We start from the raw sequence: 22366 nt of genomic DNA on the forward strand, positions 1-22366 counted from the left end.
CCGGCGAGGCCGCCGGCATCGCCGCCGAGGCCCGCCGCGCCGCGCCGGGGCTGGCCGGCCGCTGCGCCGCCGCCGGCATCCCGCTGCTGTGGGTGGAGGACGGCTTCCTGCGTTCGGTCGGCCTCGGGGTGGATTTCATTCCCTCCGCCTCGCTGGCGGTCGATGCGCTGGGGCCGCACTACGACCCCCGCCAGCCCTCGGCGCTCGAGCGCATCCTGGCGGAGGAGGCCTTCGACGCGCCCCTGCTCGCCCGCGCCGCGGCGTTGCGCCGGGCGATCGTGGCGCGCGGCCTGACCAAGTACAACCTGCGCCGCCGCCCGCCCCGGCTGCCCGCCAGCCCCGGGCGCCGCCGCATCCTGGTGGTCGGGCAGGTGGAGGACGATGCCTCCATCGCCCTCGGCGCCGGCCGGGTGCGGACCAACCTCGGGCTGCTGGAAGCCGTGCGCCGGGCCGAGCCCGAGGCCTTCCTGGTCTTCCGCCCGCACCCGGATGTCGAGACCGGCTACCGCCGCGGCTATGTCCCGCGCCGCGCCGCGCTGCGCTGCGCCGATGCGGTGGTCGCCGGCGGCGATATCGGCGGCCTCTTCGCCGAGGTCGAGGCGGTGCACGGCATCACCAGCCTGGCGGGGTTCGAGGCGCTGCTGCGCGGCCTCGCCGTCACCACCTGGGGCATGCCCTTCTACGCCGGCTGGGGCCTGACCACGGACATGGAGCCGCCGCCGCGGCGCGGCCGGGCGCTCAGCCTCGATGCCCTCGTCGCCGGGGCGCTGATCCGCTACCCCCGCTACCTCGACCCGGTCAGCCAATTGCCCTGCGGCCCGGAGCTGCTGCTGGACCGGCTGGCCGACCGCGCCGCCTGGCCGCGGCCGTCGCCGGGGCGGCGGGCGGCGGTGCTGGGCTGGCGCTACATGGGCTGGTGGCTGAAGCAGTGCCGCCGCTTCGGGCTCTGGCAGCGCTGAAGGGGGGCGGCGCTGAGCTTCAGCTCCGCACGAAGGGCGGCGGCAGGGTCGGGGCGAGGTCGGCGACCACGCTGCGGACCACGTCGCGGTAGTCGGTGGCGACGCGGAGGTCCACCCCCTCGTCCAGCAGGTCCGGCGCCAGCCCCGGCCAGGCGCCGAAGTGCCGGCCGAGGCCGAAGCCACGGGTGCCGAAGGCCAGCATCACCCCGGCCCGGCCATGGTCGGTGCCGAGGCTGCGGTTGGACCGCAGCCGCCGGCCGAACTCGCTGACCACCAGCACCGTGCAGCGGCACGGCAGGCCGGCGATCTCGGCATCGAAGGCGCCGAGCCCCTGGGCCAGCACCCGCATCCGGTCGGCCAGCCGCCCCGGCTGGCCCTCATGCGTATCCCAGCCGCCGAGGTCCACCGTGGCGGCGACCAGCGCCGGGTTCAGCGCCGCCACCTGCGCCACCACCGCCAGCGCCCGGCCGAATTCCCGGGCCGGCGCGTAGGCCGCCGCGGGCTGGACCTGCGGCCGGCCCGCGGCATCGCGCGGCAGCAGGATGTCGATGCTGCGCAGCCCGGCCAGCGCCTCCCGCCCCGACCGGGCGGCGAGGCCGTGGCCATCCCCTGGGCCATCCCCTGGGTCGTCCCGGTGGAGGGCTTCCAGCATCGTCGCGCCGAAGGGGCCGCCGGGGGGCGCCAGCCCATCCGCCAGGCTGGCGATGCCGAGGCCCTGGCGGGCGCCGCGCAGCTCCGGCGCCAGCCCGCCCTGGGCCGAGAGCGCGGTGACCGGCGCCTCGGCCGCGCCCGCCGCCCAGGCGGCGAGCCAGCCGGTGGCGCCGCCGGGGTCGGCCCGCAGCGCCAGGCCGAGGCCCATCATCGCCTGGGCCTCGAAGTGGCTGCGGGTCGCCTGCGGCACGCCGGCGGCCGGCCAGATCGCCATGCGGCCGTCGCGCCAGATCTCGAACAGCGGCGCCGCCTCCGGATGCAGGCGGAAGTCGATGGCGGACGAGGCCTCCAGCCGGTGCCCGGCGCGCGGGCCGCTGGCCGCGGTGCGCAGCGCATCCGCCCGGAGGTCGACGAAATCCGCGTCATCCGCCGGCGAGAGCGCATGCAGACCGTCCATGCCGCCGCGCAGGTTGACCAGGACCAGCAGCGGGCGGGCGGCGGCCGGCTCCTCGGCGAAGGCGAGGCGGCGCAGGCCGGGCAGGGCGGCGGTGGCGAGTCCGGCGCGCAGCAGGTGGCGGCGGCCGAGGTGGAAAGCCATCTGCGGTCTCCCTCGCTCAGGCGGTTTGGAAGGCGGGGGCGGTCAGCACCCAGCCGGCCAGTTCGGCGACCTCGGCCGGCCCGGGCCGCGCCGAGCGGCCGGCCGCCGTCCAGACCCCGGCGACAGCGGCCCCGACCGCGGCCCCGGCCGGGCCGAGCGCCGCCTCGGCCAGCCGGGCCGCAACCTCGGCGACCGGCGTCTGGGCCAGCGGAGCATAGAGCGGCGACAGGCCGGTGCCGCCGCTGTTGCGGGCGAGGGCGATGGCCATGCCCCAGCGGGCGCGGAGCGCTGTGGCCCCCAGGTAGCCCTCCGGGTCCAGCGGCTGGCCATCCGGCGGGCCCCAGCCGAAGGGCAGCTGGCCGGCCAGGGCCATCTGGCCGATCAGGCCGGGGGTCGGGGTGAACGGCAGGGCGAGGGCGCGGGCGGCGGCGGCCACCACGTCCAGCGGCCGGCGGATGCGGGCCGGGGCCGGGTCCAGCGCCTCCGGCCCCGCCAGCAGGGCGCGCACCGCCTGGGCGATCTGGTCGTCCCGCGCCGCGTGGCGGCGGAAGGCCGTCTCGGCCCGGGCGACGGCGGCGGCCGGCACCGGGTCGCCGAGCAGGAAGCGGGCGAGCTTGGTGCAGAGGAAGCGCGCGGTGGCGGGGTGCTCGGCCAGGGCATCCAGCACCGCGCGGCCATGCGCCATGGCCGGGGCGAAGGGGTCGAGGTCCCGGCCGAGGAAGCGCTTCTGGTAGGGGTCGTGCCAGGCGGCGACATAGGCGAACTCGCCGGTGCGGGGCAGGGTCCGCAGCCCGTCGAAGGCCTGGCCGGCGGCGATGCTCCAGCCGGTCAGGGCGCGGGCGGCTTCCCAGACGTCGGCATCCACGTAGAAGGCCGGGCGGCCATCCGGCAGCTGCGGCACGTCGCGGCCGCTGCGGGCGCTGCCGCGATAGGCGGCCTGGCCGAGGGTGTGCAGCTCCAGCAGCTCGCGGGCGTAGTTCTCGTTCGGGGCGCCGGCGCGGGAGCTGTGGTTGTTGAGGTAGACCAGCATGGCCGGGCTTGTCGCCATGGCTTCCAGCAGGGCGCGGAAGGAGCCCAGGGCATGGGCGCGGATGCGCCGGTCGTGCTCCGGTAGCGACACCGCGACGCGGCTGTCGGCCTGGAAGGCGAGGCTGAAGTGGTCGTGCCAGAACTCCACCAGGCGCTCGCGCAGCTGGGCCTCGGCGGCGGTCTTGCGGAGCAGGGTGACCAGGGTCAGCTCCAGCCGTGGCCGGTCCCGCTCCGCCGCGGGCATCCGGTAGCCGGGCCGCTGGTCCGCGAGCGGCCAGCGTTCGGCCTGCGACTGACGCAGGGTGACCGGCGGGCGGCGTTCGTCGGTGAATTGCTCGCCCGGGCCGGGGGCGTAGCGGATCGGGATGAGCAGCCCGTCGATCCGGGCCTCGAGCGCGGGCTCCTCGGCCGGCAGGGCGAGCTGCCGGTCGAGCCAGGCCGGGATGCCGTGGCGGGCGAGGGCGGCGGCCTCCCCGGGGCAGGCGCCATAGGCGGCACGGGCGAGGAAGCGACGGGCGCCTGCCTCGGCGATCGGAGCAGCCTGGATCATCCCCGCCTCGCCTCCTGGAGCATACCGGTGCGCGAAGATAGCACGATCCGATCGCCGCAGGGGTGAAACCCGGTTCAGGCCCTGGTCATGAAAGGTTGCGCGGAACCATGCCGGCAGGAGGTTCCAACAAGCGAGGCCGCAGCCGTCTAACCCATTGGAAGGAATGGCGGACCCGATACGATTCGAACGTACGACCTTTGCCTTCGGAGGGCAACGCTCTATCCAGCTGAGCTACGGGTCCCGCTCCATCCCAATAGCCCAGACCGCCCCCCAAAGAAAGCCCCCTCCTGCCGCCCGGCGTCAGACGAATTGCGCCGCCTGCGGCACGCCCAGCAGGTGCCGGCCCACCATCTCGAGGTGCGCCGGCGTCGCCTGGAGGTGCTGGGAGATGCAGAGCGCGTCGCGGAAGCGCCGCTCGAAGGGCTGGGATTCCAGCACCGCGGTGGTGCCCGCAGCGCGGTAGCAGGCGACCGAGACCTCGGTCGCCTCCCCCATCACGCTGGTGGTCGCCAGCCGCATCGCCATGCGGGTGTCGAGCGAGAGGCCGCCGGTCGCCGCGGCCTCGGCCCAGGCCTCGCCCACCGTGCCTAGCAGGTACATCCGGGCGCTGCGCAGCTTGGCCTCCAGCTGCGCGACCTGGGACTGGATGGCGTGGTTCTCGGCCATCGCCTGCGCCCCGGCCCGCGCGGTCTTGCCACGCGCCAGGGCCATGAAGCGGTCCAGCATCCCGCGGGCGGTGCCCAGGGCGGTGGCGGCGAAGCCCGTGGCGTAGCAGAGGTGGGAGGTGAAGGCGGTGACGGTGCCGTGCTCCTGCCGGCCCTCCAGCCGGTCGCGGAAGCAGGCGTGGCTGTCCGGCACGAACACCCCGTCCAGCGCGTAGGTGTCGCTGCCGGTGCCGCGCAGTCCCATGGCGGACCAGTCCTCGGTGATCCGCGCCGCCCCCCGGGGGAACAGCACGGTGACGAATTCCGGCTTGCCGTTCGACCCGATGCGCGGCGTGCCGTCGGCCAGCTTCACCGGCACATGCGCCCCGAGGGTGGTCGCATGCCGGCTGCCGCTGGCGAAGTCCCAGGTCCCGGTCACCTGGAACCCGCCCGGCACCACCACCGCCGCGGCCTGGTTGTGCTGCGCGCCCCAGGCCAGCGCCTGGTCGCGGCCGCCGAACAGGCTGCGGCCGACCTCCGGCGCCAGGTAGGTCGAGGAGGTGAGGCTCGAGACATTGCCCTGGTTCACGCACCAGGCGGTGCTCGGGTCGCCGATCGCCAGCGCCTCGCAGATTTCGGCGAAGGTCACCAGGGAGAGGGCCTGGCCGCCGATGCCGCGGGCGGTCAGCAGGCGGAAGAAGTCATTGGCGCGAAGCGCCTCCAGCACCTCGGGCGTCAGCTGCCGCCCGGCCTCGATCGCCGGGCCGGCGGCCTCCAGCAGCGGGATCAGCGCCCGGGCGCGTTCGACCGGCCCGGCGCAGGAGAGGGCCTTCGAGCGTTGCGGCTCCAGCTGTCCGAGCTCGGCGGCGGCCATCGTCGTTCCCTCCCTCGCACGGGGTGGCTCCCCGGTCTTGCCGGGAGGCTAGCATGGCGCCACCGGCCGGCAAAACGGATATGCACGGTCGACCGACCACATCAAGGGCGATGGCCTCAGGGCCGCAGCCGGGCGAGGCGGTCCGCCGCGGCGGCCCGGCCCATGGCCGCCGCATCCTCGGGCAGCAGCAGCCGTTCCGCCACCAGCCGCGCCGCCGCCGCCTCCACCGCCGCGGCGTAGTCGCCCGGCCCGGGGTAGCGCTCGGCCAGCGATGGCCGCGGGTCCCCTGCCGCCTCGCGCTCCGCCCTGGTCGCGGCGAAGGGCAGCACCGCCCCGGTGTTGTAGCACAGCGCCCCCGGCGCGAAGCCGGCCGCGCGCGGGTTCCAGCCGGTATAGGTGGCCTTCGGCACCTCGATCGCCGGCGACCGCAGCCCGGCGACCGCATTGCCATCCGGGTCCACCCGCGGCAGCAGCACCGCATACTCGCCCTTGACCACCGGCGGCTGGACCGAGGCATCCACCCATTGCGCCGGGCCATGGGCCCCCTGGTCGCCGAGCGCCGGGATGGCCGGGTAGAGCCCGGCGGCCGGCAGCAGCGTGCCGTCCCGCCGCATCGGGTAGCGGCTGGCCGGCGGCTCCACCCCGTCCCGCGTCCAGGCCTCCAGCGCCGCCAGCAGCGCCCGCATCGGCCCGCCCGCGTGCAGCGGGTTGACCGGCAGGGCGCAGCGGTCGATCCGCCCCGCCACGGCCTGGGCGGCGGCGAAGTGGGGATGCCCGGTCATCAGGTAGGCCCGCACCTCCGGCGGCAGGTCGAGGTGGCGGCCCCGGGTATCGGTCACCAGCAGCGAGGCCCGGGCGCCCCAGAACTCGTATTCGCTGTCCGTCTGCATGATGCGGGGGCAGGTGCCGGTCAGCCGGCAGCGCAGCAGCAGCCCATCCCGCCGGCCGCTGAGGTGGTCCTCCGTCACCGCGTAGGTGAAGGGGAATTGATCCGCCGGATAGAGCCGGTCGCCGTGCGGGGTCGGGTTGCGGCTCGGCTGGGCGAAGCGGGCGTTGGTGAAGGTGCGGCGGGTGCCCGGGATATGCGCCAGCATGGCGTCGAAGACCTGCCGCCCGGCCTCGTCCTCGTTGAAGCCCTGGTACAGGTAGTCCCGCACGAAGCGGCCGGATTGCGAGATGCCGGCCAGCACCGCCCGGTCCACCGCGGGCCGCGCGCCGGCCGCTGCCGCCAGCGGGTTGGCCTCGCTGCGGTCCCGCCGCAGGAAGGTGGCCACGTCCCGCACCGCGGCGAAGGCCAGCCCCTGCACCACCGGGTCCCTGGCCGTGTAGATCAGCTCGTACAGCGCCCCGGCGTCGAAGCCCTCCGGCCGGGTGATCTCGACCCGCTGCGGGTCGAGGAAGCGGAAGCCCAGCCCGGGCGGCGTCTGCCGCGCATCCCCGGCCTGGGCCCGCACCGTCAGCGTGGCACCCTCGGGCCCCGCGGCCGGATAGGTCAGCGGCACCGTCACCGGGGACTGGCGGTGGTCGAACAGGAATTCCTCCCGCGACGGGCCGGTGACGCCCGGCACCACCGGCGCCGCGAGCCGCAGCCCGCCCCCGGGCGGCAGGTCCGCCTGCCAGCCGACCCAGGCCAGGGTATAGCCCTGCCGCAGCAGGTGCCCGTTGCCGGCCGCCGTGCCAGCGGCCAGCGCATTCGCCGCGGCGGTGTCGTCCATCAGCTGGCCGAGGATCTCGCGGCCCCGGTTGGGCACTTCCAGCAGCAGGGTGCCGTTGCCCCGGGCCGGGTCGGCGGGGCGCAGGATCACCACCTCGGCCACCGCCTCCACCCGCCCCGATGCGGTGCGGGGCGCCAGCTCCAGGTCGGCGATCAAGCGGTTCCGCGGATCGTCCGGGTCCACCGACAGGGTCGCCTTGCCGGCGATCCGCACATAGCCCCCGGCCGCCCCGAAGGCCTCGCCGCCGAAGGCCGGCGTGGCGGCGCCCTCGGGCACGAAGCGGATCACCTCGGCCGGCGCCGGCGCGGCCATGGCGACGCCGGCGGCCAGCAGGCCCGCGGTCAGGATGCGCATCGGATCCAAGTCCTCCCCGGCCGCAGCCTGCGGCGCTAGGCGGGGTTCGGCAAGGCCCGGGCCCGCTGCTGCACCCGCCAGTCCCGCCGGGTGATCCGGTACAGCAGATGGGTCCGCAGCGGATGGCCCTCCGGCAGCCGCGGATGCTCGAAGGTCCCGGTCGGGCGCATGCCGAGCTTGGCCATCAGCAGCCAGGAGGGCGCGTTGCGCGGCACGGTGAAGGCCACCACCTCCTGCAGCCCAATCGGCCCGAAGCCGGCATCCAGCGCCAGCCGCGCCGCCTCCTCGGCATAACCCTGGCGCTGGAAGGGCCCGGCGATGCGCCAGCCAATCTCGACCGCCGGGGTGAAGCCGGGGTCCCAGGGCGGCTCCCAGGCCAGGTGCAGCAGGCCGACCACCCCGACGAGGCCGGGTGCGGCCTGCCGTTCCACCGCCCAGAAGCCCCAGCCATGGGCATCCATGTGCGCCGTCAGCGCGGCGGCCCAGGCGTCGCTCGCGGCGCGGTTCAGCCGCGCCGGGAAATGCCGCATCACCGCCGGATCGGCCTGCAGCGCCGCCAGCGGCGCGAGATCCTCCGGCCGCCAGGGACGCAGCCGCAGCCGGGAGCCTTCGAGCACGAGCGGCGTTGGCGCCGCCGTGGACTCCCTGCTGCTCAAGACTTGCAGCCCGGTGCCCGGCAGGAAATTCGCACAAAAGCCGGGTTCGGATTACAGAGGGATGGCATCGGACCTTCGACCGGGCGGCGGCGCCGGGCCGCCTTGCCAGCCCGACGGTCCGGGAAAGCCGCGACGCCTGCGGCGGAGTAAAGGAAAGCGACTGGATGACCGACGCAACACCCGCCGTTAAGGGCAAGGGCCTGGCCGCTTCCGCCGGCGCGCTCGCTGGCCTTCGGGTGATCGACCTGACCCGCGTGCTCGGCGGACCCTATTGCACCATGGTGCTGTCCGATCATGGCGCGGAAGTGATCAAGCTGGAGCCGCCGCAGGGCGACGAGGTCCGCGACTGGGGCCCGCCCTTCAACGAGGCCGGCGATGCCAGCTACTTCGTCGGCGTGAACCGCAACAAGCGCTCGGTCGGCCTCGACCTCTCGAAGCCCGAGGGGCGCGAGGTGCTGCTCCGGCTGCTCGACGGCGCCGACGTGCTGATCGAGAATTTCAAGCCGGGCAGCATGGAGAAATGGGGCCTGGGCTACGAGGCGGTGCTCAAGGCCCGCTTCCCCGCGCTGGTGCATTGCCGCGTCTCCGGCTTCGGCGCCGATGGCCCGCTCGGCGGTTTCCCCGGCTATGACGCCGTCCTCCAGGCGATGGTCGGACTCATGTCGATCAATGGAACCGAGGATAGCGGGCCGACCCGGCTGGGCAACCCCATCGTCGACATCGCCACCGGCCTGTTCAGCAGCATCGGCATCCTGATGGCGTTGCAGGAACGGGCGCGCAGCGGCCTCGGGCAATACGTCGACATGACGCTCCATGATTGCGGCATGGCCCTGCTGCACCCCCATGCGGCGAATTTCTTCCTGAACGGCAAGCAGCCGAAGGCGACCGGCAACCCGCATCCCAACCTGGCGCCGTATTCGAAGTTCCGCACTCGCACCTGCGAGATCTTCGTCGCCGCGGGCAATGACCCGGCCTTCCGCAAGTTCTGCGACTTCCTCGGCTTCCCCGAGATGGCGAAGGACGAGCGCTTCGCCACCAACGGCGCCCGCGTCGTCAACCGCGACGCGCTGACCGAGGTGCTGAACGCGCGCTTCGCCGAGGAGGACGGGCATGAGCTGACCCGCCGCATGCTCGCCGCCGGCCTGCCGGCCGGGCCGGTGCTGCATGTGGATGAAGCCATGGACGCGGCGCATACCGCGCACCGTGCCATGGTGACCGAACTCGGCGCCTACCGGGGTCTCGGTACGCCGATCAAGCTGTCGCGCACCCCGGGTGGCACCCGCTCCGAACCGCCGCGCTACGCCGAGCACACCGACAGCGTGCTGTCCCAGAACGGTTTTTCCGCCGCCGAGCTCGCAGCCTTGCGATCCTCTGGCGTGCTGGTGGATACACGCCGCCGATGAGCGATTCCCCGACCACCGAAGCCCCCGCCGTCCTCGACATGCTGCGCCTGCAGCCGATCGAGAACCGCAACGACGTCCAGGCGCTGTTCGCCCAATGGGCCCGCGCCCTGGCCACCGACGAGCGCTACAAGGGCGCCCGCAACGCCTTCAAGCCGGATGCGGCGGCGGCGCTGGAGCCGGTGAAGGGCGCCTTCGAATGGCGCGTCACCCTGCGCCCCGCAGGCATTACCGCGGGGCTCGACTTCAACCTGCGGCTGATCGACAAATCCGCCTCCTACACGCCGCTCGACCGCACCAATCCCGGCGCTTTCGGCCGCGACCCGACCGATGGCGCGACCTATGCGCTGCGCCAATGGTACGACACCAAGCGCATCGGCAGCCGTCCCCTGAAGGACGAGGCCCTGATCAAGTACGAGGCGCCGCCGACTGCGGAGCTGTTCCACGCCGCCTCGCATGCCAATGCCGGGCGCGGGCGGCTCTACCTGATCGTGGCCAGGCTGACCGATCCGGCCGCCGAGATCGCGCAGCAGACCTTCGATGCCATCGGCGGCTTCCACAAGGTGGCCGCCGCCGCCCGCGAAGACGCTTGGTGACCTGAGCGACCGGGGAGGGCGCCAGCCGGCGTCAGCCCCGCGGGTCGCGCGCCACCGCGACCAGCACCGCCGCCGGCGCCGTCCCCACCCGCCGCAGCCGATGCGGCAGGTGGCCGGCGAATTCCACCGCATCGCCGCTGCCGAGCAGCAGGCTGCGGTCGGCGAAGGCCAGCTCGATGCGGCCGGCCAGCACGTAGAGCAATTCCTCGCCGGCATGCTCGTGCGGCCCGTCCTCGGCGAAGGCCGCGGCCGGGTGGATGATGAAGGCGGCGAGCGGGCCGCGGCCCTCGGTCAGCATCTCCAGGGCATGCGCCGCCGGGTCCCCGGGGCCGCGGCGGCGGGCCGCGGCGCGGGTCACCCGCACCGCATCGGCCGGCAGGCTTTCCCCCAGCAGCTCCGCCACCGGCACCGCCAGGGCGGCCGAGAGCCGCAGCAGGCTGGCGACCGACGGCGCCTTCTGCCCGCGTTCCAGCCGCGAAAGGTAGCCCTTGTCCAGCCCCACCGCCTCGGCGAGGGCATCGAGGGTCAGCCCCCGGCCCAGGCGCAGCCGGCGCAGCTGCGGGCCGAGCACGCCGGCCCCGGGGCCGCGGGCGGCTGGGGCGGCGGCGCCGCTCACAGGTCGAGCACCAGCCGCGGCCCGGCGCAGCCGGCGACGCAGGCCATGAGGTCGGTCGCGCGTTCCTCCGGCCGCAGCACCCGGTCGCGGTGGACCGGCGGGCCTTCCAGCCAGCGCACCCGGCAGGCGCCGCAGATGCCGCCCTCGCAGCTGGCCTCGACCTCGGCGCCCAGGGCGCGGATCGCCGGCAGCAGCGGCGCGCCGGCCGGCAGCGCCAGGCTGCGGCCCGACTTCGCCAGGACCAGGGTGAAGGGCCGCGCCTCCGGGTCCGGCGGCAGCGGCGGCGGGACGAAATGCTCGACCTGCGCCTGGCCGGCGGGCCAGCCGGCGGTGGCGGCCGCGAAAGCCTCGATCAGCCCGGCCGGGCCGCAGCAATAGGCCTGGATGCCGGGGCCGGGCGGCCCGAGCAGCCCGGGCAGGGCAGGGCGCCCGCCGCGGGTGTCGTGCAGCACGCTCCGCGGCGGCAGCAGCGCGGGCAGCGGCACCCCGTCCCGGTGCAGCAGGTGCAGGACGTAGTCGCCCCCGGCCCGGTCCAGCGCCGCCGCCATCGAGAGGAAGGGTGTCACCCCGATGCCGCCGGCAATGAAGACATGCCGGGTCGCGCCGGGCGCCAGGGGGAAGGTGCAGCGCGGCAGCGAGGTCGCCACCGCATCCCCGACGGCCAGCCCGTCGTGCAGGTAGGCGGAGCCGCCGCGCCCCTCTGCCTCCCGCTTCACCGCCACCAGCCAGCGGTCCTGCCGCGCCGGGTCGCCGCAGAGCGAATAGGCCCGCACCCGGCCCTCCGGCAGGTGCAGGTCGAGATGCGCGCCGGGGCGGAACCGCGGCAGCGGCCAGCCGTCCGGGTCCATCAGGGTGAGCAGGCGGATGCCCGGCCCGGCCGGCTCGGCCGCCCGCAGGATGGTCCGGATGTGCCGCATCAGTTGCCCTGTCAGATGCCCTGTCAGACCGGGCGGATGGCGTCGCCGAGCCGCACGGTGCCGCCCTCGAGGATGCGGCAATTGAGGCCGGAGCGGTTGATCATCGGGTCGAAGACCGGCTTCTCCAGGATCTCCTCGATGTGCCGGCAGGGGATGGAGAGCCGGGTCGCCTCCAGCAGGCAGTCGCCCAGCTTGAAGCGGCGGCCGACCAGATGCGTCAGCGGCACCCCGCGCGTGGTCACGTTGCGGCGGTGCTCCTCGGGCAGCAGCTCGATCCCGTGGTCGCGGCGGATGCATTCCAGCGCTTCCTCCTCGAACAGGGTGATCTGGCGGCCGTCCTCGGGCTTGGCCGAGTAGAAGCCCTCCTCGGTGCCGAGCATGTAGCGGTCGCCCAGGATGCCGCGGCCGGCGACCAACTCGATCGCCTCCATCCCGCGCATCGGCAGGAAGGCGCGGGCGGTGATGTGGAGATGGGCGACGGTGCCCAGCCAGGTCGGCGACACGGACATGACGATATGCTCCCGCATTGGGCAACAGGTTGCCCGGTGGACAGCCAGATGCCATGGCGGGGAGGCGCATTCAAGCGGCATGGCGGTGGCACCGGGTTTGCACTGCCCCGGCGACTGGCCGCCGGGAGACCCTTCGATGCAGCGTCGCTTCATGCTTGCCGCCGGCGCCGCCGCGCCGGTGGCCCTCGCCGCCCCGGCCCTGGCGCAGGGCCTGCCCGAGATCCGCTGGCGGCTGACCAGCAGCTTCCCCCGGGCGCTCGACGTCACCTACTCGACCAGCGAGTACATGTGCCGGATGGTGAGCGAGATCACCGACGGGCGCTTCCGCATCACCCCCTTCCCGGCCGGGGAGCTGGTGCCCGGCCTCCAGGCCATGGATGCGGTGAGCGCGGGCAGCGTCGAGATGGCGCATTCCGGCGGGCTGTTCTTCACCGGCAAGAACAGCGCGCTCGCCTTCTCGACCACCGTGCCCTTCATGCTGAACGTCCGCCAGCAGCATGCCTGGTTCTTCCATGGCGGCGGCAACGAGCTGCTGAACGGCGTCTACAAGGACTTCGACATCCACGCGCTGCCCTGCGGCAATACCGGCAACCAGATGGGCGGCTGGTTCCGCAAGGAGATCCGCACCGCCGAGGATTTGCGCGGGCTGAAATTCCGGGTCGCCGGGCTGGCCGGGAACGTCATGGCCAAGGTCGGCGTCATCCCGCAGCAGATCGCCCCCGGCGACATCTACCCGGCGCTGGAGCGCGGCACCATCGACGGCGTCGAGTACATCGGCCCCTACGACGACGCCAAGCTCGGCTTCAACAAGGTTGCCCGCTACTACTACTACCCCGGCTGGGGCGAGGGCGGCGCGGTCTTCCACGCCTTCGTCAACCTGCCGAAATTCCAGGCCCTGCCGGCCGCCTACCGCGCCGCGATCGAGACCGCCTGCACCGCCGCCACCACCTGGATGCTGGCGCAATACGACTGGAAGAACGTCGAGGCGCTGTACCGGCTGGTCGCCGACGGCGTGCAGCTCCGGGCCTATCCGAACGAGGTCGTCGATACCCTCCACCGTGCGACCCAGGAGGTCTTCGCCGAGCTTTCTGCCGCCAATCCGAAGTTCAGGGAGCTGCTGGACAGCCAGGTGGCCTTCCGGGACCGCCACTACGCCTACCACCAGGTCTCGGATTACGCCTTCGACAGCATGATGCTGCGGCTGCGGCGCCAGCAGGGCCGCTGAGGCCGAACCCTAACGCTTTGGTGCTTGCGCATCCCCCGTCTTGCCCGCTCAAATGCCGGCCGTCTGGAAAGAACGGCGGCCGGCCCCTGAGGGGCAACGGCCCGCCACAAGGGGGGTGCATGGCAGGCCGACAAGGTCCTTCGCCGCTGCGTCGCGCGATCCGCCGCCATGGCGGGGGTCGCTGACGCATGGCTTTGCTCGAGGTTCGTGACGTCATCGTCCGGTTCGGCGGCGTCACCGCCGTGGCCGGGGTCTCCTTCGCGGTGGAGGAACGCCAGATCTGCGGGCTGATCGGCCCCAACGGCGCCGGCAAGACCACCCTCTTCAACGTCATCAGCGGCATCTACAAGCCGACCGAGGGCGAGGTCCGCTTCGCCGGCCAGGGGACGACCGGCCTGCCACGCCATCGCATGGCCCCGCTCGGCCTCGGCCGCACCTTCCAGAATCTGGCGCTGTTCCGCAGCATGACGGTGCGGGAGAACGTGCTGGCCGGCGCCCATGCCCAAGGGGCCGCCGGCTTCCTCGCCAATGCGCTGCGGCTGCCGGTGGCGCGGCGGGAGGAGGCCGCGGCCGAGGATCATGCCCGGTCGCTGCTCTCGCTGCTCGACCTCGAATCGGTGGCCGAGGTGCCGGTCGCCGCGCTGCCCTTCGGGACCCAGAAGCGGGTCGAGATGGCCCGCGCCCTGATCGGCCGGCCGAAGCTGCTGCTGCTCGATGAGCCGGCGGGCGGGCTGAACCATGGCGAGGTCGATGGCCTCGCCACCCTGCTGCGCGACATCCGCCGCAACTTCGAGCTCAGCATCCTGCTGGTCGAGCATCACATGAACCTGGTGATGCGGGTCTCGGACAAGGTGGTGGCGCTCGACTTCGGCAAGAAGATCGCCGACGGCACGCCGGACGAGGTGCGGGCCGACCCGGAGGTGATCCGCGCCTATCTCGGCGCCGAGGCGGAGCCCGCGCATGCTGCTTGAGGTCAAGGGGCTGCGGGCCGGCTACGGCCAGACCCATGTGCTGCACGGGCTCGACTTCGTGGTCGAGGACGGCGGGGTCACCGCCCTGCTCGGCGCCAACGGCGCGGGCAAGACCACCACGCTGCGGGCCATCTGCGCGATGATCCGCACCGAGGGCGAGATCACCCTGAACGGCGAGCGGATCGACGGCCGCGCCACCGAGGACATCGTCCGCCGCGGCCTGGCGCATGTCCCGGACGGCCGCGGCACCTTCATGGAGCTCTCGGTCGAGGAGAATTTCCGCCTCGGCGCCTATACCCGCCGGGACCGCGAGGTGCAGGCGGATTTCGAGCGGATGTTCGGGATGTTCCCCCGCCTCAAGCAGCGCTGGAAGCAGCAGGCCGGGACGCTCTCGGGCGGCGAGCAGCAGATGCTGGCGATCGCCCGGGCGCTGCTGCTGCGGCCCAAACTACTTCTGCTGGACGAGCCGAGCTTCGGCCTCGCCCCGCTGATCGTGCAGGAGATCTTCGGCATCATGCGCCGCATCCGCGACGAGGGCGGCGTCGGCATCCTGCTGGTGGAGCAGAACGCCAACCTCGCCCTCGAGCTCGCCGACCGGGCCTACCTGCTGGAGACCGGGCGCATCGTCGTCTCCGGCCCGGCGGCCGAGATCCGCCAGGACGAATCCATCCGCCGCTCCTACCTGGGATACTGAGCACCATGGATGGTCTCGCACATCAGGTCATCGCCGGCATCGCCACGGGCGGCATCTATGCCTCGGTCGCCCTGGCGCTGGTCATGATCTACCAGGCGACGCATCACGTGAACTTCGCGCAAGGGGAGATGGCGACGCTCTCGACCTTCATCGCCTGGTCCATGGTGCAGGCGGGGATGCCCTATTGGGTCGCCTTCTTCGGCACCGTGGTCGTCTCCTTCGTCATCGGCGTGCTGGTCGAGCGGATACTGCTGCGGCCGGTGCAGAATGCGCCGGTGCTGACGCATGTCGGGGTCTTCATCGGGCTGCTGCTGATCGTCGGCAACCTGACCGGCTGGGTCTTCGGCTATACCACCAAGGTCTTCCCCACCCCCTTCAGTTCGGAGAAGCCGATCATGGGCGGGCTGGTTTCGGCGCATGAGCTCGGCAGCACCGCGGTGACCCTGGTGGTGCTGACGCTGGTCTTCCTGTTCTTCCGCTATACCAGCCTCGGCCTGGCGATGCGGGCGGCGGCCTACAACCCGCGCTCGGCCCGGCTGGTCGGCGTGCGCGTCGGCTGGATGCTGGCGCTCGGCTGGGGGCTGGCGGCGGCGATCGGCGCGGTGGCCGGGATGATGGTGGCGCCGGTGGTCTTCCTCGACCCCACCATGATGCTGGGGATATTGCTCTATGCCTTCGCCGGGGCGCTGCTGGGCGGCATCGACAATCCCTCCGGCGCGGTCATCGGCGGCTTCGCCGTCGGCGTGCTGGAGAACCTGGCCGGCGCCTATGTGGTGGGCACCGAGCTGAAGCTGACGGTGGCGCTGGCCATCATCATCGGCGTGCTGGTGGTCAGGCCCTCCGGCCTGTTCGGCCGCGTCGTGACGAGCCGGGTGTAGGGGCGATGAGCGAGAACCTGGTCCTCCCCCTCTCCACCGCCTCGGCCCGGCCGGCGACCTCGGCCTGGCAGCGGCTGGCCTTCGTGCTGGCCGGCGTGGCGCTGGCCGTCCTGCCGCTGTTCCTGCTGGAGAGCTTCCACCTGTTCCAGCTCACCATGGCGGTCATCATGGCGCTGGCGGTGCTCGGGCTGAACATCGTCAGCGGCTACAACGGGCAGATCTCGCTGGGGCACGGCGCCTTCTTCGCGGTCGGCGCCTATGTGACCGCGATACTGATGTCGCACCTCGACTGGTCCTTCTGGGCGACGCTGGCACCCTCCGCCGCCATCTGCGGCCTGGTGGGCTACGGCGTCGGCTTCCCGGCGCTGCGGCTGGGCGGGCTCTATCTGGCGCTGACCACCTTCTCGCTGGCGGTGGCGGTGCCGCAGATCCTCAAGCACAAGGCCATCGAGGACTGGACCGGCGGCGTGCAGGGGCTGTTCATCACCAAGCCGGAGCCGCCCACCTGGCTGCCGCTGGCCATCACCGCGGACCAGTGGATGTACCTGGTCACCGTCGGCATCGCCGCCGCCTGCTTCCTGCTGGCCTGGAACCTCATCCGCGGCCGCATCGGCCGGGCGCTGATGGCGACCCGCGACCATCCGACCGCGGCCGAGGCCATGGGCATGGACACCGCCACGCTTAAGACCCGCGCCTTCGCCACCTCCGCGATGATCACCGGCATCGCCGGCTCGCTCTCGGCCGTCGCGGTGGAATTCGTGGCCCCCGACAGCTTCACCTTCGGTGTCTCCATCACCCTCTTCGTCGGCATGGTGGTGGGCGGCGTCGCCTCCATCCTGGGCTCGCTCTTCGGCGGGCTGTTCGTGCTCTTCGTGCCCAACATCGCCGAGGCGATCTCGAAGGCCGCGCCCGGCGTGATCTACGGCATCATCCTCATCGCCTTCCTCTTCATCCTGCCGGATGGCTTCGCCGGCCTGCTGCGCCGAATCGCCGCGAAACTGCGCGGCCGATAACCAAGCAAACGAGAACCCGGGACAATGACCATGACCATCAACCGCCGTGCCCTGCTGACCGGAACCGCCGCCGTACTGGCTGCCCCCGCCATCGCCGCCGCCCAGGAAGCCCCGGGCGTGACGGCGACCGAGATCCGCATCGGCAGCACCAACGCGCTGTCCGGCCCGGCCTCCTCCTATTCGGTCATCTCCCGCTGCCTAACGGCGATGTTCAAGCGGCTGAACGACCAGGGCGGCATCGCCGGCCGGCAGGTCAATTTCATCGTCTACGACGACAGCTACCAGCCGCCGCGCACGCTGGAGCAGACCCGGCGGCTGGTCGAGCAGGACAAGGTCGCCTTCCTGTTCAACCAGCTCGGCACGCCGACCAACAGCGCCATCCACCGCTACGTGAACTCGCGCAAGGTGCCCCACCTGTTCCTGGCGACGGGGGCCGACAAATGGGCCCAGCCGAAGGAGTATCCCTGGACCATCGGCTGGCAGCCGAGCTACCGGACCGAGGCGCAGATCTACGCCAAATACGCGCTGGAGCAGAAGCCGGCGGCCAAGATCGGGCTGCTCTACCAGAACGACGACTTCGGCAAGGACTACGTCAACGGCGTCCGCGACATCCTGGGCGACCGCTTCGACGCGGTGGTGAAGCTGGTCTCGCATGAGGCGACGGATGCGACCATCGACAGCCAAATCGTGACGCTGCAGTCCTCGGGCTGCGACGTGCTGATCTGCGGCATCATCCCGCGCTTCGCCGCGCAGGCGATCCGCAAGGTCTTCGACATCGGCTGGAAGCCGATGATGTTCATGACCAACGTCTCGGTCTCCGGCTCCATCGTCATGCAGCCGGCAGGGGTCGAGAAGGGCATCGGCCTCATCACCTCGGACTACCGCAAGGACCAGTCCGACCCGAGCTGGGCCGACGACGCCGGGATGAACGAATGGCGCGACTTCATGCGCCGCTACATCCCGGACGGGGAGCTGGGCGACAACAACTACACCTACGCCTACGGCGCCGGCAGCACGATGATCCAGGTGCTGCGCCAGTGCGGCACCAACTTCTCCCGCGACAACATCATGAAGCAGGCGACGAACATCGCCCCGCTCGAGATCGGCACCCTGCTGCCCGGCGTGAAGGTCAGCACCGGCCCGGCCAACTACCACCCGATCCGCCAGATGCAGCTGCAGCGCTGGGACGGCAAGTCCTGGGTCCGCTTCGGCGGCGTGATCGAGGGCGCCAACGTGTAGCCTTCGCCGCACCACGACAGGGAGGACAACGATCATGCTGAACCGCCGCATGCTTCTGGCCAGCGCGCTCGCCGCGCCGGCGATAGCCCCCAGTGGCGCCCGGGCGCAGGATCTGCCCGGCGTCACCGCCAGCGAGATCCGCATCGGCAACACCATGCCCTACAGCGGACCCGCCAGCGCCTATGGCAGCATCGGCCGGTCGCATACCGCCTTCTTCCGCATGGTCAACGACCAGGGCGGCGTCGGCGGCCGCCGGATCAATTTCATCACCTACGACGACGGCTACAGCCCGCCGAAGACGGTGGAGCAGACGCGGCGGCTGGTGGAGCAGGACAAGGTCGCCTTCCTGTTCAATCCGCTTGGCACCGCCAGCAACAGCGCCATCGTCCGCTACATGAACCAGCGGCGCGTGCCGCACCTGTTCCTGTCCACCGGCGCGGACAAGTGGGGCACCTGGCAGGACACGCCCTGGACCATCGGCTGGCAGCCCAGCTACCGGACCGAGGCGCAGATCTACGTCAAGCACATGCTGGAGCAGAAGCCGAACGCCAAGCTGGCGCTGCTCTACCAGAACGACGACTTCGGCAAGGACTACGTCACCGGCGTGCGCGACATCCTCGGCCCCCGCTTCGACGGCGTGGTGCGCGCCATCTCGCATGAGGCGACCGACCCGACCATCGACAGCCAGGTCGTCTCCCTCCAGGGCAGCGGCGCCGACGTGCTGCTGACCGCGACCACGCCGAAATTCGCGGCCCAGACCATCCGCCGCGTCGCCGATGTCGGCTGGAAGCCGCTGCACTACCTCACCAATGTCTCGATCAGCGTCGGCACGGTGATGGAGCCGGCCGGGCCGGAGCGCGGCATCGGCATCATCACCTCGGCCTACCTGAAGGACCCGACCGACCCGGCCTGGGCCAACGACGCCGGCATGAACGAATGGCGTGCCTTCATGGCGAAGTACCTCCCCGACGGGGACCTGAAGGACGGCAGCTTCCCCTTCGCCTATGGGGTGGCCAGCACGCTGATGCAGGTGCTGAAGCAGTGCGAGGGCAATTTCGCCCGCGAGTCCATCATGCGCCAGGTCGCCGGCCTCAAGGCGCTCGAGGTGCCGACCCTGCTGCCGGGCATCCTGGTGAATACCGCGCCGGACAACTTCCACCCGATCCGCCAGATGCAGCTGCGGCGCTGGACCGGCACCACCTGGGAAGGCTTCGGCGGGCTGATCGAGGGCGCGAAGATCTAGCCGGCGAAGCGCAGCGCCAGCGTGCTTAGCACCGCGGCCGCCACCAGCAGCGCCAGCGCCAGCCGGCGCGCCGCCGGCTTGGCCGCGCCCTGCGGCTGCAGCCGCGCCGGGCCGACCCTGGCCGGGTGCCGCGGCAGCAGCCCGACCAGCCGCTCGGCGATCACGGTCGCATCGGGCAGCGGCCAGGGGCTGGCCGGCATGCCGGCGATGGCCTGCGCCAAGCCCTCCACCGCCGCCCGCGCCGGCAGGCTGGCCAGGCGCCTTGCCTCCTGCCAGGGGTCGAGGCCGAGGCGGGCCAGCACCGAGAGGACGCTCAGCGGGTTGCCGCTGGTCTCCTCGCCGACCTGGGCGAAGAGGAAGCCGTTCAGGTCGGATCGCTGGAGCGCATAGGCGTCGGTGTCGGTCATGGCCGCCCCGCGTCCGCGGCGCGGGCCCGGGCCAGGTCCTGCGGGTCCACCGGCAGCATCTGCACCACCGCCTGCGCCCGGCCCGGCCGGTGGGTGATGGTGGTCGAGACGCGGCGCCAGGCCGGGAAGGACAGGCCCTCGACCAGCTCCTCCTCGGTCTCCAGCACGTAGGTGCCCGCGGGCTGCAGCTCGGCCCAGCCGCGGAGCGAGAAGGGGTGCCGGAAGACGATGTCCTCGGTCTGGATTCGGTTCGACACGCGGTGCCTCCCTGGACGCATTGGATCGGCGAGGCACGACAGCGGCGATATGGTGACGCCGGCGTGCCGATGCACCCTCAGCCCCGCGGTTCCAGCAGCATCGGCAGCCGCTCCCCCGGCCTGAGGGTGAGGCGGCAGACCGGGAAGACCCGGGCCTCCGGCGCCAGCCGCAGCCGGAATTCCTGGCAGAGCGTCGCCAGCATGATGACGCCCTCGGCCAGGCCGAAGCCCATGCCGGTGCAGACCCGCGGCCCCAGGCTGAAGGGGATGTAGCTGTGCCGCACCCGCTCCGGTGCCTCCGGCAGGAAGCGCTCCGGCGCGAAGGCGTCCGGCTCCGTCCACAGCCTGCGATGCCGGTGCAGCAGCCAGGGCACCACCACCACCAGCATGCCGCGGTCCACCGCATGGCCGGCGATCTCCAGCGGCGCCTGCGCCTGCCGCGCCAGCAGCGGCACCGGCGGGTAGAGCCGCAGCGCCTCGTCCAGCACCGCCCGGGCATAGGGGAGCTTCGGCAGGTCCTCCCACCCCGCCGCCCGGCCGCCGAGCACCGCGCGGGCCTCCGCCGCCAGCCGCGCCTCGGCCGCCGGCGCCTGGGAGAGCAGGTAGAAGGACCAGGCCAGCATGTTAGCGGTGGTCTCGTGCCCGGCCATGAACAGCGTCGCCGCCTCGTTGCGGCAGGCGGTGGCATCCATCGGCCGGCCGCTGCCGGGCAGCGCGGCGCCCGCCATGGCCTTGATCAGCGAGGCCTCGCCGCTTCCCAGGGCGCCGGCCACCAGCCCGTCGACCACCGCATGGATGCGCCGCACCTCCGGCGTCAGCCCAGCCCGGAAGCGCGGGAACCAGTCCGGCAGCCCGGCCAGCGAGGCGAGGTCGATGTTGCCGACCCGCCCCTGGTAGCGGCGGAAGGCCTCCACCACGGTCGCCGCCCCGGCGCCGCCCAGCCGGCGGCCGAACAGCGTCGCGCAGATCACCTCCGCGGTCAGGTGGCCCATCTCCGCCAGCACGTCGAGCGGGGCCCCCGCGGGCAGGGCCCGCCAGGCGGCCTGCCGTTCCGCGGCCAGCGCGGTCATCACCGGCACCAGCCCGGCGAGGCGGGAGGGATGGGTCACGGCGGCGACGGTGCGGCGGCGCTCCTTCCAGACCAGCCCGTCCGAGATGAACAGCCCGTCGCCCAGCAGCGGCTCCAGCGCGTGCCGCATCTGCGGGCTTTTCCGCTCCAGCGCCGCCGGGTTGTCGATGAAGGCCTGCTGCACGCTGGCGGGGCTGTTGCAGATCAGCATCCGCTGCGCCAGCACCCGGGTCGGGATCACCTCCTGGGCGAAATGCCCGTCCTGCCAGACCTCGAGGAAGCTGCGCCGGGCCCGCGCCAGCAGCTCCGGCAGGGGCAGCCTTGCGGTCGGGCGGTCCGGATAGGGCGGGACGAAGTGGCCCAAGCTAGCCGCGGTGGATGCGGAGCGGCCCGAAGCTCTGCACCACCGGCATCACCTGCACCAGGTTCACGTTCACCCGGGCCGGCCGGGTCGCCACCCAGTGGACGGTATCGGCGATGTCCTCGGGCGTCAGCGGGTCGGTCCCGGCATAGACCCCGGCCGCCTTCTCGGCATCGCCGCCGAAGCGGATGGTGGAGAATTCGGTCCCCCCCACCAGCCCCGGCTCCACGTCGGTCACCCGCACCCGGGTGCCGTGCAGGTCGGCCCGCAGGTTGTAGCTGAACTGGCGGACGAAGGCCTTGGTCGCGCCATAGACGTTGCCGCCGGGATAGGGCCATTCGGCGGCGGTGGAGCCGAGGTTCACCACATGGCCGGCGTCGCGTGCGACCATCCCCGGCAGCACCGCATGGGTGACGTACATCAGCCCCTTCACGTTGGTGTCGACCATCGCCTCCCAGTCGTCGAGGTCGGCCGACTGCGCCGGCTGCAGCCCGCGGGCCATGCCGGCGTTGTTCACCAGCAGGTCGACGGCGGCCCAATCGGCCGGCAGCCCGGCGATCGCCGCGGCCACCGCGGCCCGGTCGGTCACGTCCAGCGCCAGGGGCAGCACCTGGCCCGGCAGCTCGGCCGCGAGCGCCTCCAGCCGCTCCCGCCGCCGCCCGACGGCGATGATCCTGGCCCCGTCGGCGGCGAAGCGGCGGGCGATGCTGAGGCCGAAGCCGGCCGTGGCGCCGGTGACGAGAACGATCATCGGGAACTCCTTCGCGTTTGCGTGATGCATAGGGCACGCGGCGGGGGTTGAAAAACCTTACGGTTCGTCCATCTTTGCGGGGTCGGCCGGCGCTGCAGACCACCCCCAAAGGTGGCGCGTCCCCCAGGATGCGGGGACCTGTTGAGCCGATGCGCTAGCGCTCCGGCGGCTGGTGCGCAATCGGGCGCTG

Annotated in this window: 22 protein-coding genes and 1 tRNA gene; 10 read left to right on the forward strand and 13 right to left on the reverse strand. The window is 72.7% G+C overall.

Going from position 1 to position 22366, the window contains the following annotated elements; translation table 11 throughout:
* A partial coding sequence (locus QWZ14_RS18840; protein WP_456307255.1) for a capsular polysaccharide export protein, LipB/KpsS family occupies positions 1–959 on the forward strand: 959 nt, incomplete at its 5' end.
* 19 nt (positions 960–978) lie between these two features.
* Here QWZ14_RS18840 and QWZ14_RS18845 read toward each other — a convergent pair.
* The 6 genes from QWZ14_RS18845 to QWZ14_RS18870 all read right to left on the reverse strand — a co-directional run bounded on the left by QWZ14_RS18845 (position 979) and on the right by QWZ14_RS18870 (position 8030).
* Positions 979–2208, reverse strand: a complete 1230-nt coding sequence (locus QWZ14_RS18845; protein ID WP_290318358.1) for a DUF1501 domain-containing protein — start codon at positions 2206–2208, stop codon at positions 979–981.
* A gap of 16 nt (positions 2209–2224) precedes the next feature.
* A complete protein-coding gene (locus tag QWZ14_RS18850) occupies positions 2225–3787 on the reverse strand; it encodes a DUF1800 domain-containing protein (RefSeq protein ID WP_290318359.1) in 1563 nt (520 codons plus the stop codon).
* Positions 3788–3951: 164 nt separating this feature from the next.
* A tRNA-Arg gene (locus QWZ14_RS18855) sits at positions 3952–4028 on the reverse strand.
* 59 nt (positions 4029–4087) lie between these two features.
* Positions 4088–5305 carry an acyl-CoA dehydrogenase family protein gene (locus QWZ14_RS18860; protein WP_290318360.1) on the reverse strand — a complete coding sequence of 406 codons (1218 nt, stop codon included), beginning with the start codon at positions 5303–5305 and terminating at the stop codon, positions 4088–4090.
* A 116-nt stretch (positions 5306–5421) separates the two neighbouring features.
* Positions 5422–7374: an alpha/beta hydrolase domain-containing protein gene (locus tag QWZ14_RS18865; RefSeq protein ID WP_290318361.1), complete on the reverse strand. Its 1953-nt coding sequence runs from the start codon at positions 7372–7374 to the stop codon at positions 5422–5424.
* Between the two features lie 35 nt (positions 7375–7409).
* Positions 7410–8030 (reverse strand): GNAT family N-acetyltransferase, encoded by a 621-nt coding sequence (locus QWZ14_RS18870; protein WP_290318362.1) that lies wholly within the window; start codon positions 8028–8030, stop codon positions 7410–7412.
* Positions 8031–8194: 164 nt separating this feature from the next.
* Between QWZ14_RS18870 and QWZ14_RS18875 the strand changes: the two genes are divergently transcribed.
* Entirely contained in the window at positions 8195–9433 is a 1239-nt protein-coding gene (locus QWZ14_RS18875; protein WP_290318363.1) for a CaiB/BaiF CoA transferase family protein, read from the forward strand.
* Positions 9430–10026, forward strand: a complete 597-nt coding sequence (locus QWZ14_RS18880; RefSeq protein ID WP_290318364.1) for a hypothetical protein — start codon at positions 9430–9432, stop codon at positions 10024–10026. The genes QWZ14_RS18875 and QWZ14_RS18880 overlap by 4 nt, the downstream gene beginning before the upstream one ends.
* Before the next feature lie 31 nt (positions 10027–10057).
* On the opposite strand, the gene QWZ14_RS18885 is transcribed toward QWZ14_RS18880, so the two are convergent.
* Genes QWZ14_RS18885 through QWZ14_RS18895 form a run of 3 tightly spaced genes read right to left on the reverse strand, consistent with a single transcriptional unit; the run spans position 10058 to position 12068 of the window.
* Positions 10058–10642, reverse strand: coding sequence for a helix-turn-helix domain-containing protein (locus tag QWZ14_RS18885; protein ID WP_290318365.1), 585 nt, complete (start codon positions 10640–10642; stop codon positions 10058–10060).
* On the reverse strand, positions 10639–11559 hold the full coding sequence (locus tag QWZ14_RS18890; protein ID WP_290318366.1) for a PDR/VanB family oxidoreductase: 921 nt from the start codon (positions 11557–11559) through the stop codon (positions 10639–10641). The genes QWZ14_RS18885 and QWZ14_RS18890 overlap by 4 nt, the downstream gene beginning before the upstream one ends.
* Positions 11560–11582: 23 nt before the next feature.
* Positions 11583–12068, reverse strand: coding sequence for an MOSC domain-containing protein (locus QWZ14_RS18895; protein WP_290318367.1), 486 nt, complete (start codon positions 12066–12068; stop codon positions 11583–11585).
* A 136-nt stretch (positions 12069–12204) separates the two neighbouring features.
* Between QWZ14_RS18895 and QWZ14_RS18900 the strand changes: the two genes are divergently transcribed.
* The 7 genes from QWZ14_RS18900 (at position 12205) to QWZ14_RS18930 (ending at position 19331) form a co-directional block, all read left to right on the forward strand.
* On the forward strand, positions 12205–13293 hold the full coding sequence (locus QWZ14_RS18900; RefSeq protein WP_290318368.1) for a TRAP transporter substrate-binding protein: 1089 nt from the start codon (positions 12205–12207) through the stop codon (positions 13291–13293).
* A gap of 188 nt (positions 13294–13481) precedes the next feature.
* Complete coding sequence (locus tag QWZ14_RS18905; RefSeq protein WP_290318369.1) at positions 13482–14264, forward strand: ABC transporter ATP-binding protein; 783 nt, start codon at positions 13482–13484, stop codon at positions 14262–14264.
* A complete protein-coding gene (locus QWZ14_RS18910) occupies positions 14254–14958 on the forward strand; it encodes an ABC transporter ATP-binding protein (RefSeq protein WP_290318370.1) in 705 nt (234 codons plus the stop codon). The genes QWZ14_RS18905 and QWZ14_RS18910 overlap by 11 nt, the downstream gene beginning before the upstream one ends.
* A gap of 5 nt (positions 14959–14963) precedes the next feature.
* Complete coding sequence (locus QWZ14_RS18915; protein WP_290318371.1) at positions 14964–15836, forward strand: branched-chain amino acid ABC transporter permease; 873 nt, start codon at positions 14964–14966, stop codon at positions 15834–15836.
* Positions 15837–15841: 5 nt separating this feature from the next.
* A complete protein-coding gene (locus QWZ14_RS18920) occupies positions 15842–16849 on the forward strand; it encodes a branched-chain amino acid ABC transporter permease (RefSeq protein WP_290318372.1) in 1008 nt (335 codons plus the stop codon).
* Positions 16850–16879: 30 nt separating this feature from the next.
* Positions 16880–18088, forward strand: a complete 1209-nt coding sequence (locus QWZ14_RS18925) for an ABC transporter substrate-binding protein (protein WP_290318373.1) — start codon at positions 16880–16882, stop codon at positions 18086–18088.
* Positions 18089–18122: 34 nt separating this feature from the next.
* Positions 18123–19331, forward strand: a complete 1209-nt coding sequence (locus tag QWZ14_RS18930; protein WP_290318374.1) for an ABC transporter substrate-binding protein — start codon at positions 18123–18125, stop codon at positions 19329–19331.
* Here the strand turns inward: QWZ14_RS18930 and QWZ14_RS18935 are convergent.
* The 4 genes from QWZ14_RS18935 to QWZ14_RS18950 form a co-directional block, all read right to left on the reverse strand.
* Complete coding sequence (locus QWZ14_RS18935; protein ID WP_290318375.1) at positions 19328–19738, reverse strand: hypothetical protein; 411 nt, start codon at positions 19736–19738, stop codon at positions 19328–19330. The two genes, QWZ14_RS18930 and QWZ14_RS18935, sit on opposite strands and share 4 nt — an antisense overlap.
* Positions 19735–19995 (reverse strand): hypothetical protein, encoded by a 261-nt coding sequence (locus QWZ14_RS18940; RefSeq protein WP_290318377.1) that lies wholly within the window; start codon positions 19993–19995, stop codon positions 19735–19737. The genes QWZ14_RS18935 and QWZ14_RS18940 overlap by 4 nt, the downstream gene beginning before the upstream one ends.
* Before the next feature lie 77 nt (positions 19996–20072).
* A complete protein-coding gene (locus QWZ14_RS18945; RefSeq protein ID WP_290318378.1) occupies positions 20073–21428 on the reverse strand; it encodes a cytochrome P450 in 1356 nt (451 codons plus the stop codon).
* Between the two features lies 1 nt (position 21429).
* Positions 21430–22176 carry an SDR family oxidoreductase gene (locus QWZ14_RS18950; protein ID WP_290318379.1) on the reverse strand — a complete coding sequence of 249 codons (747 nt, stop codon included), beginning with the start codon at positions 22174–22176 and terminating at the stop codon, positions 21430–21432.
* Positions 22177–22366: the final 190 nt, after the last annotated feature.

Source organism: Paeniroseomonas aquatica, from assembly GCF_030409335.1.
GTDB classification, from domain to species: domain Bacteria; phylum Pseudomonadota; class Alphaproteobacteria; order Acetobacterales; family Acetobacteraceae; genus Belnapia; species Belnapia aquatica.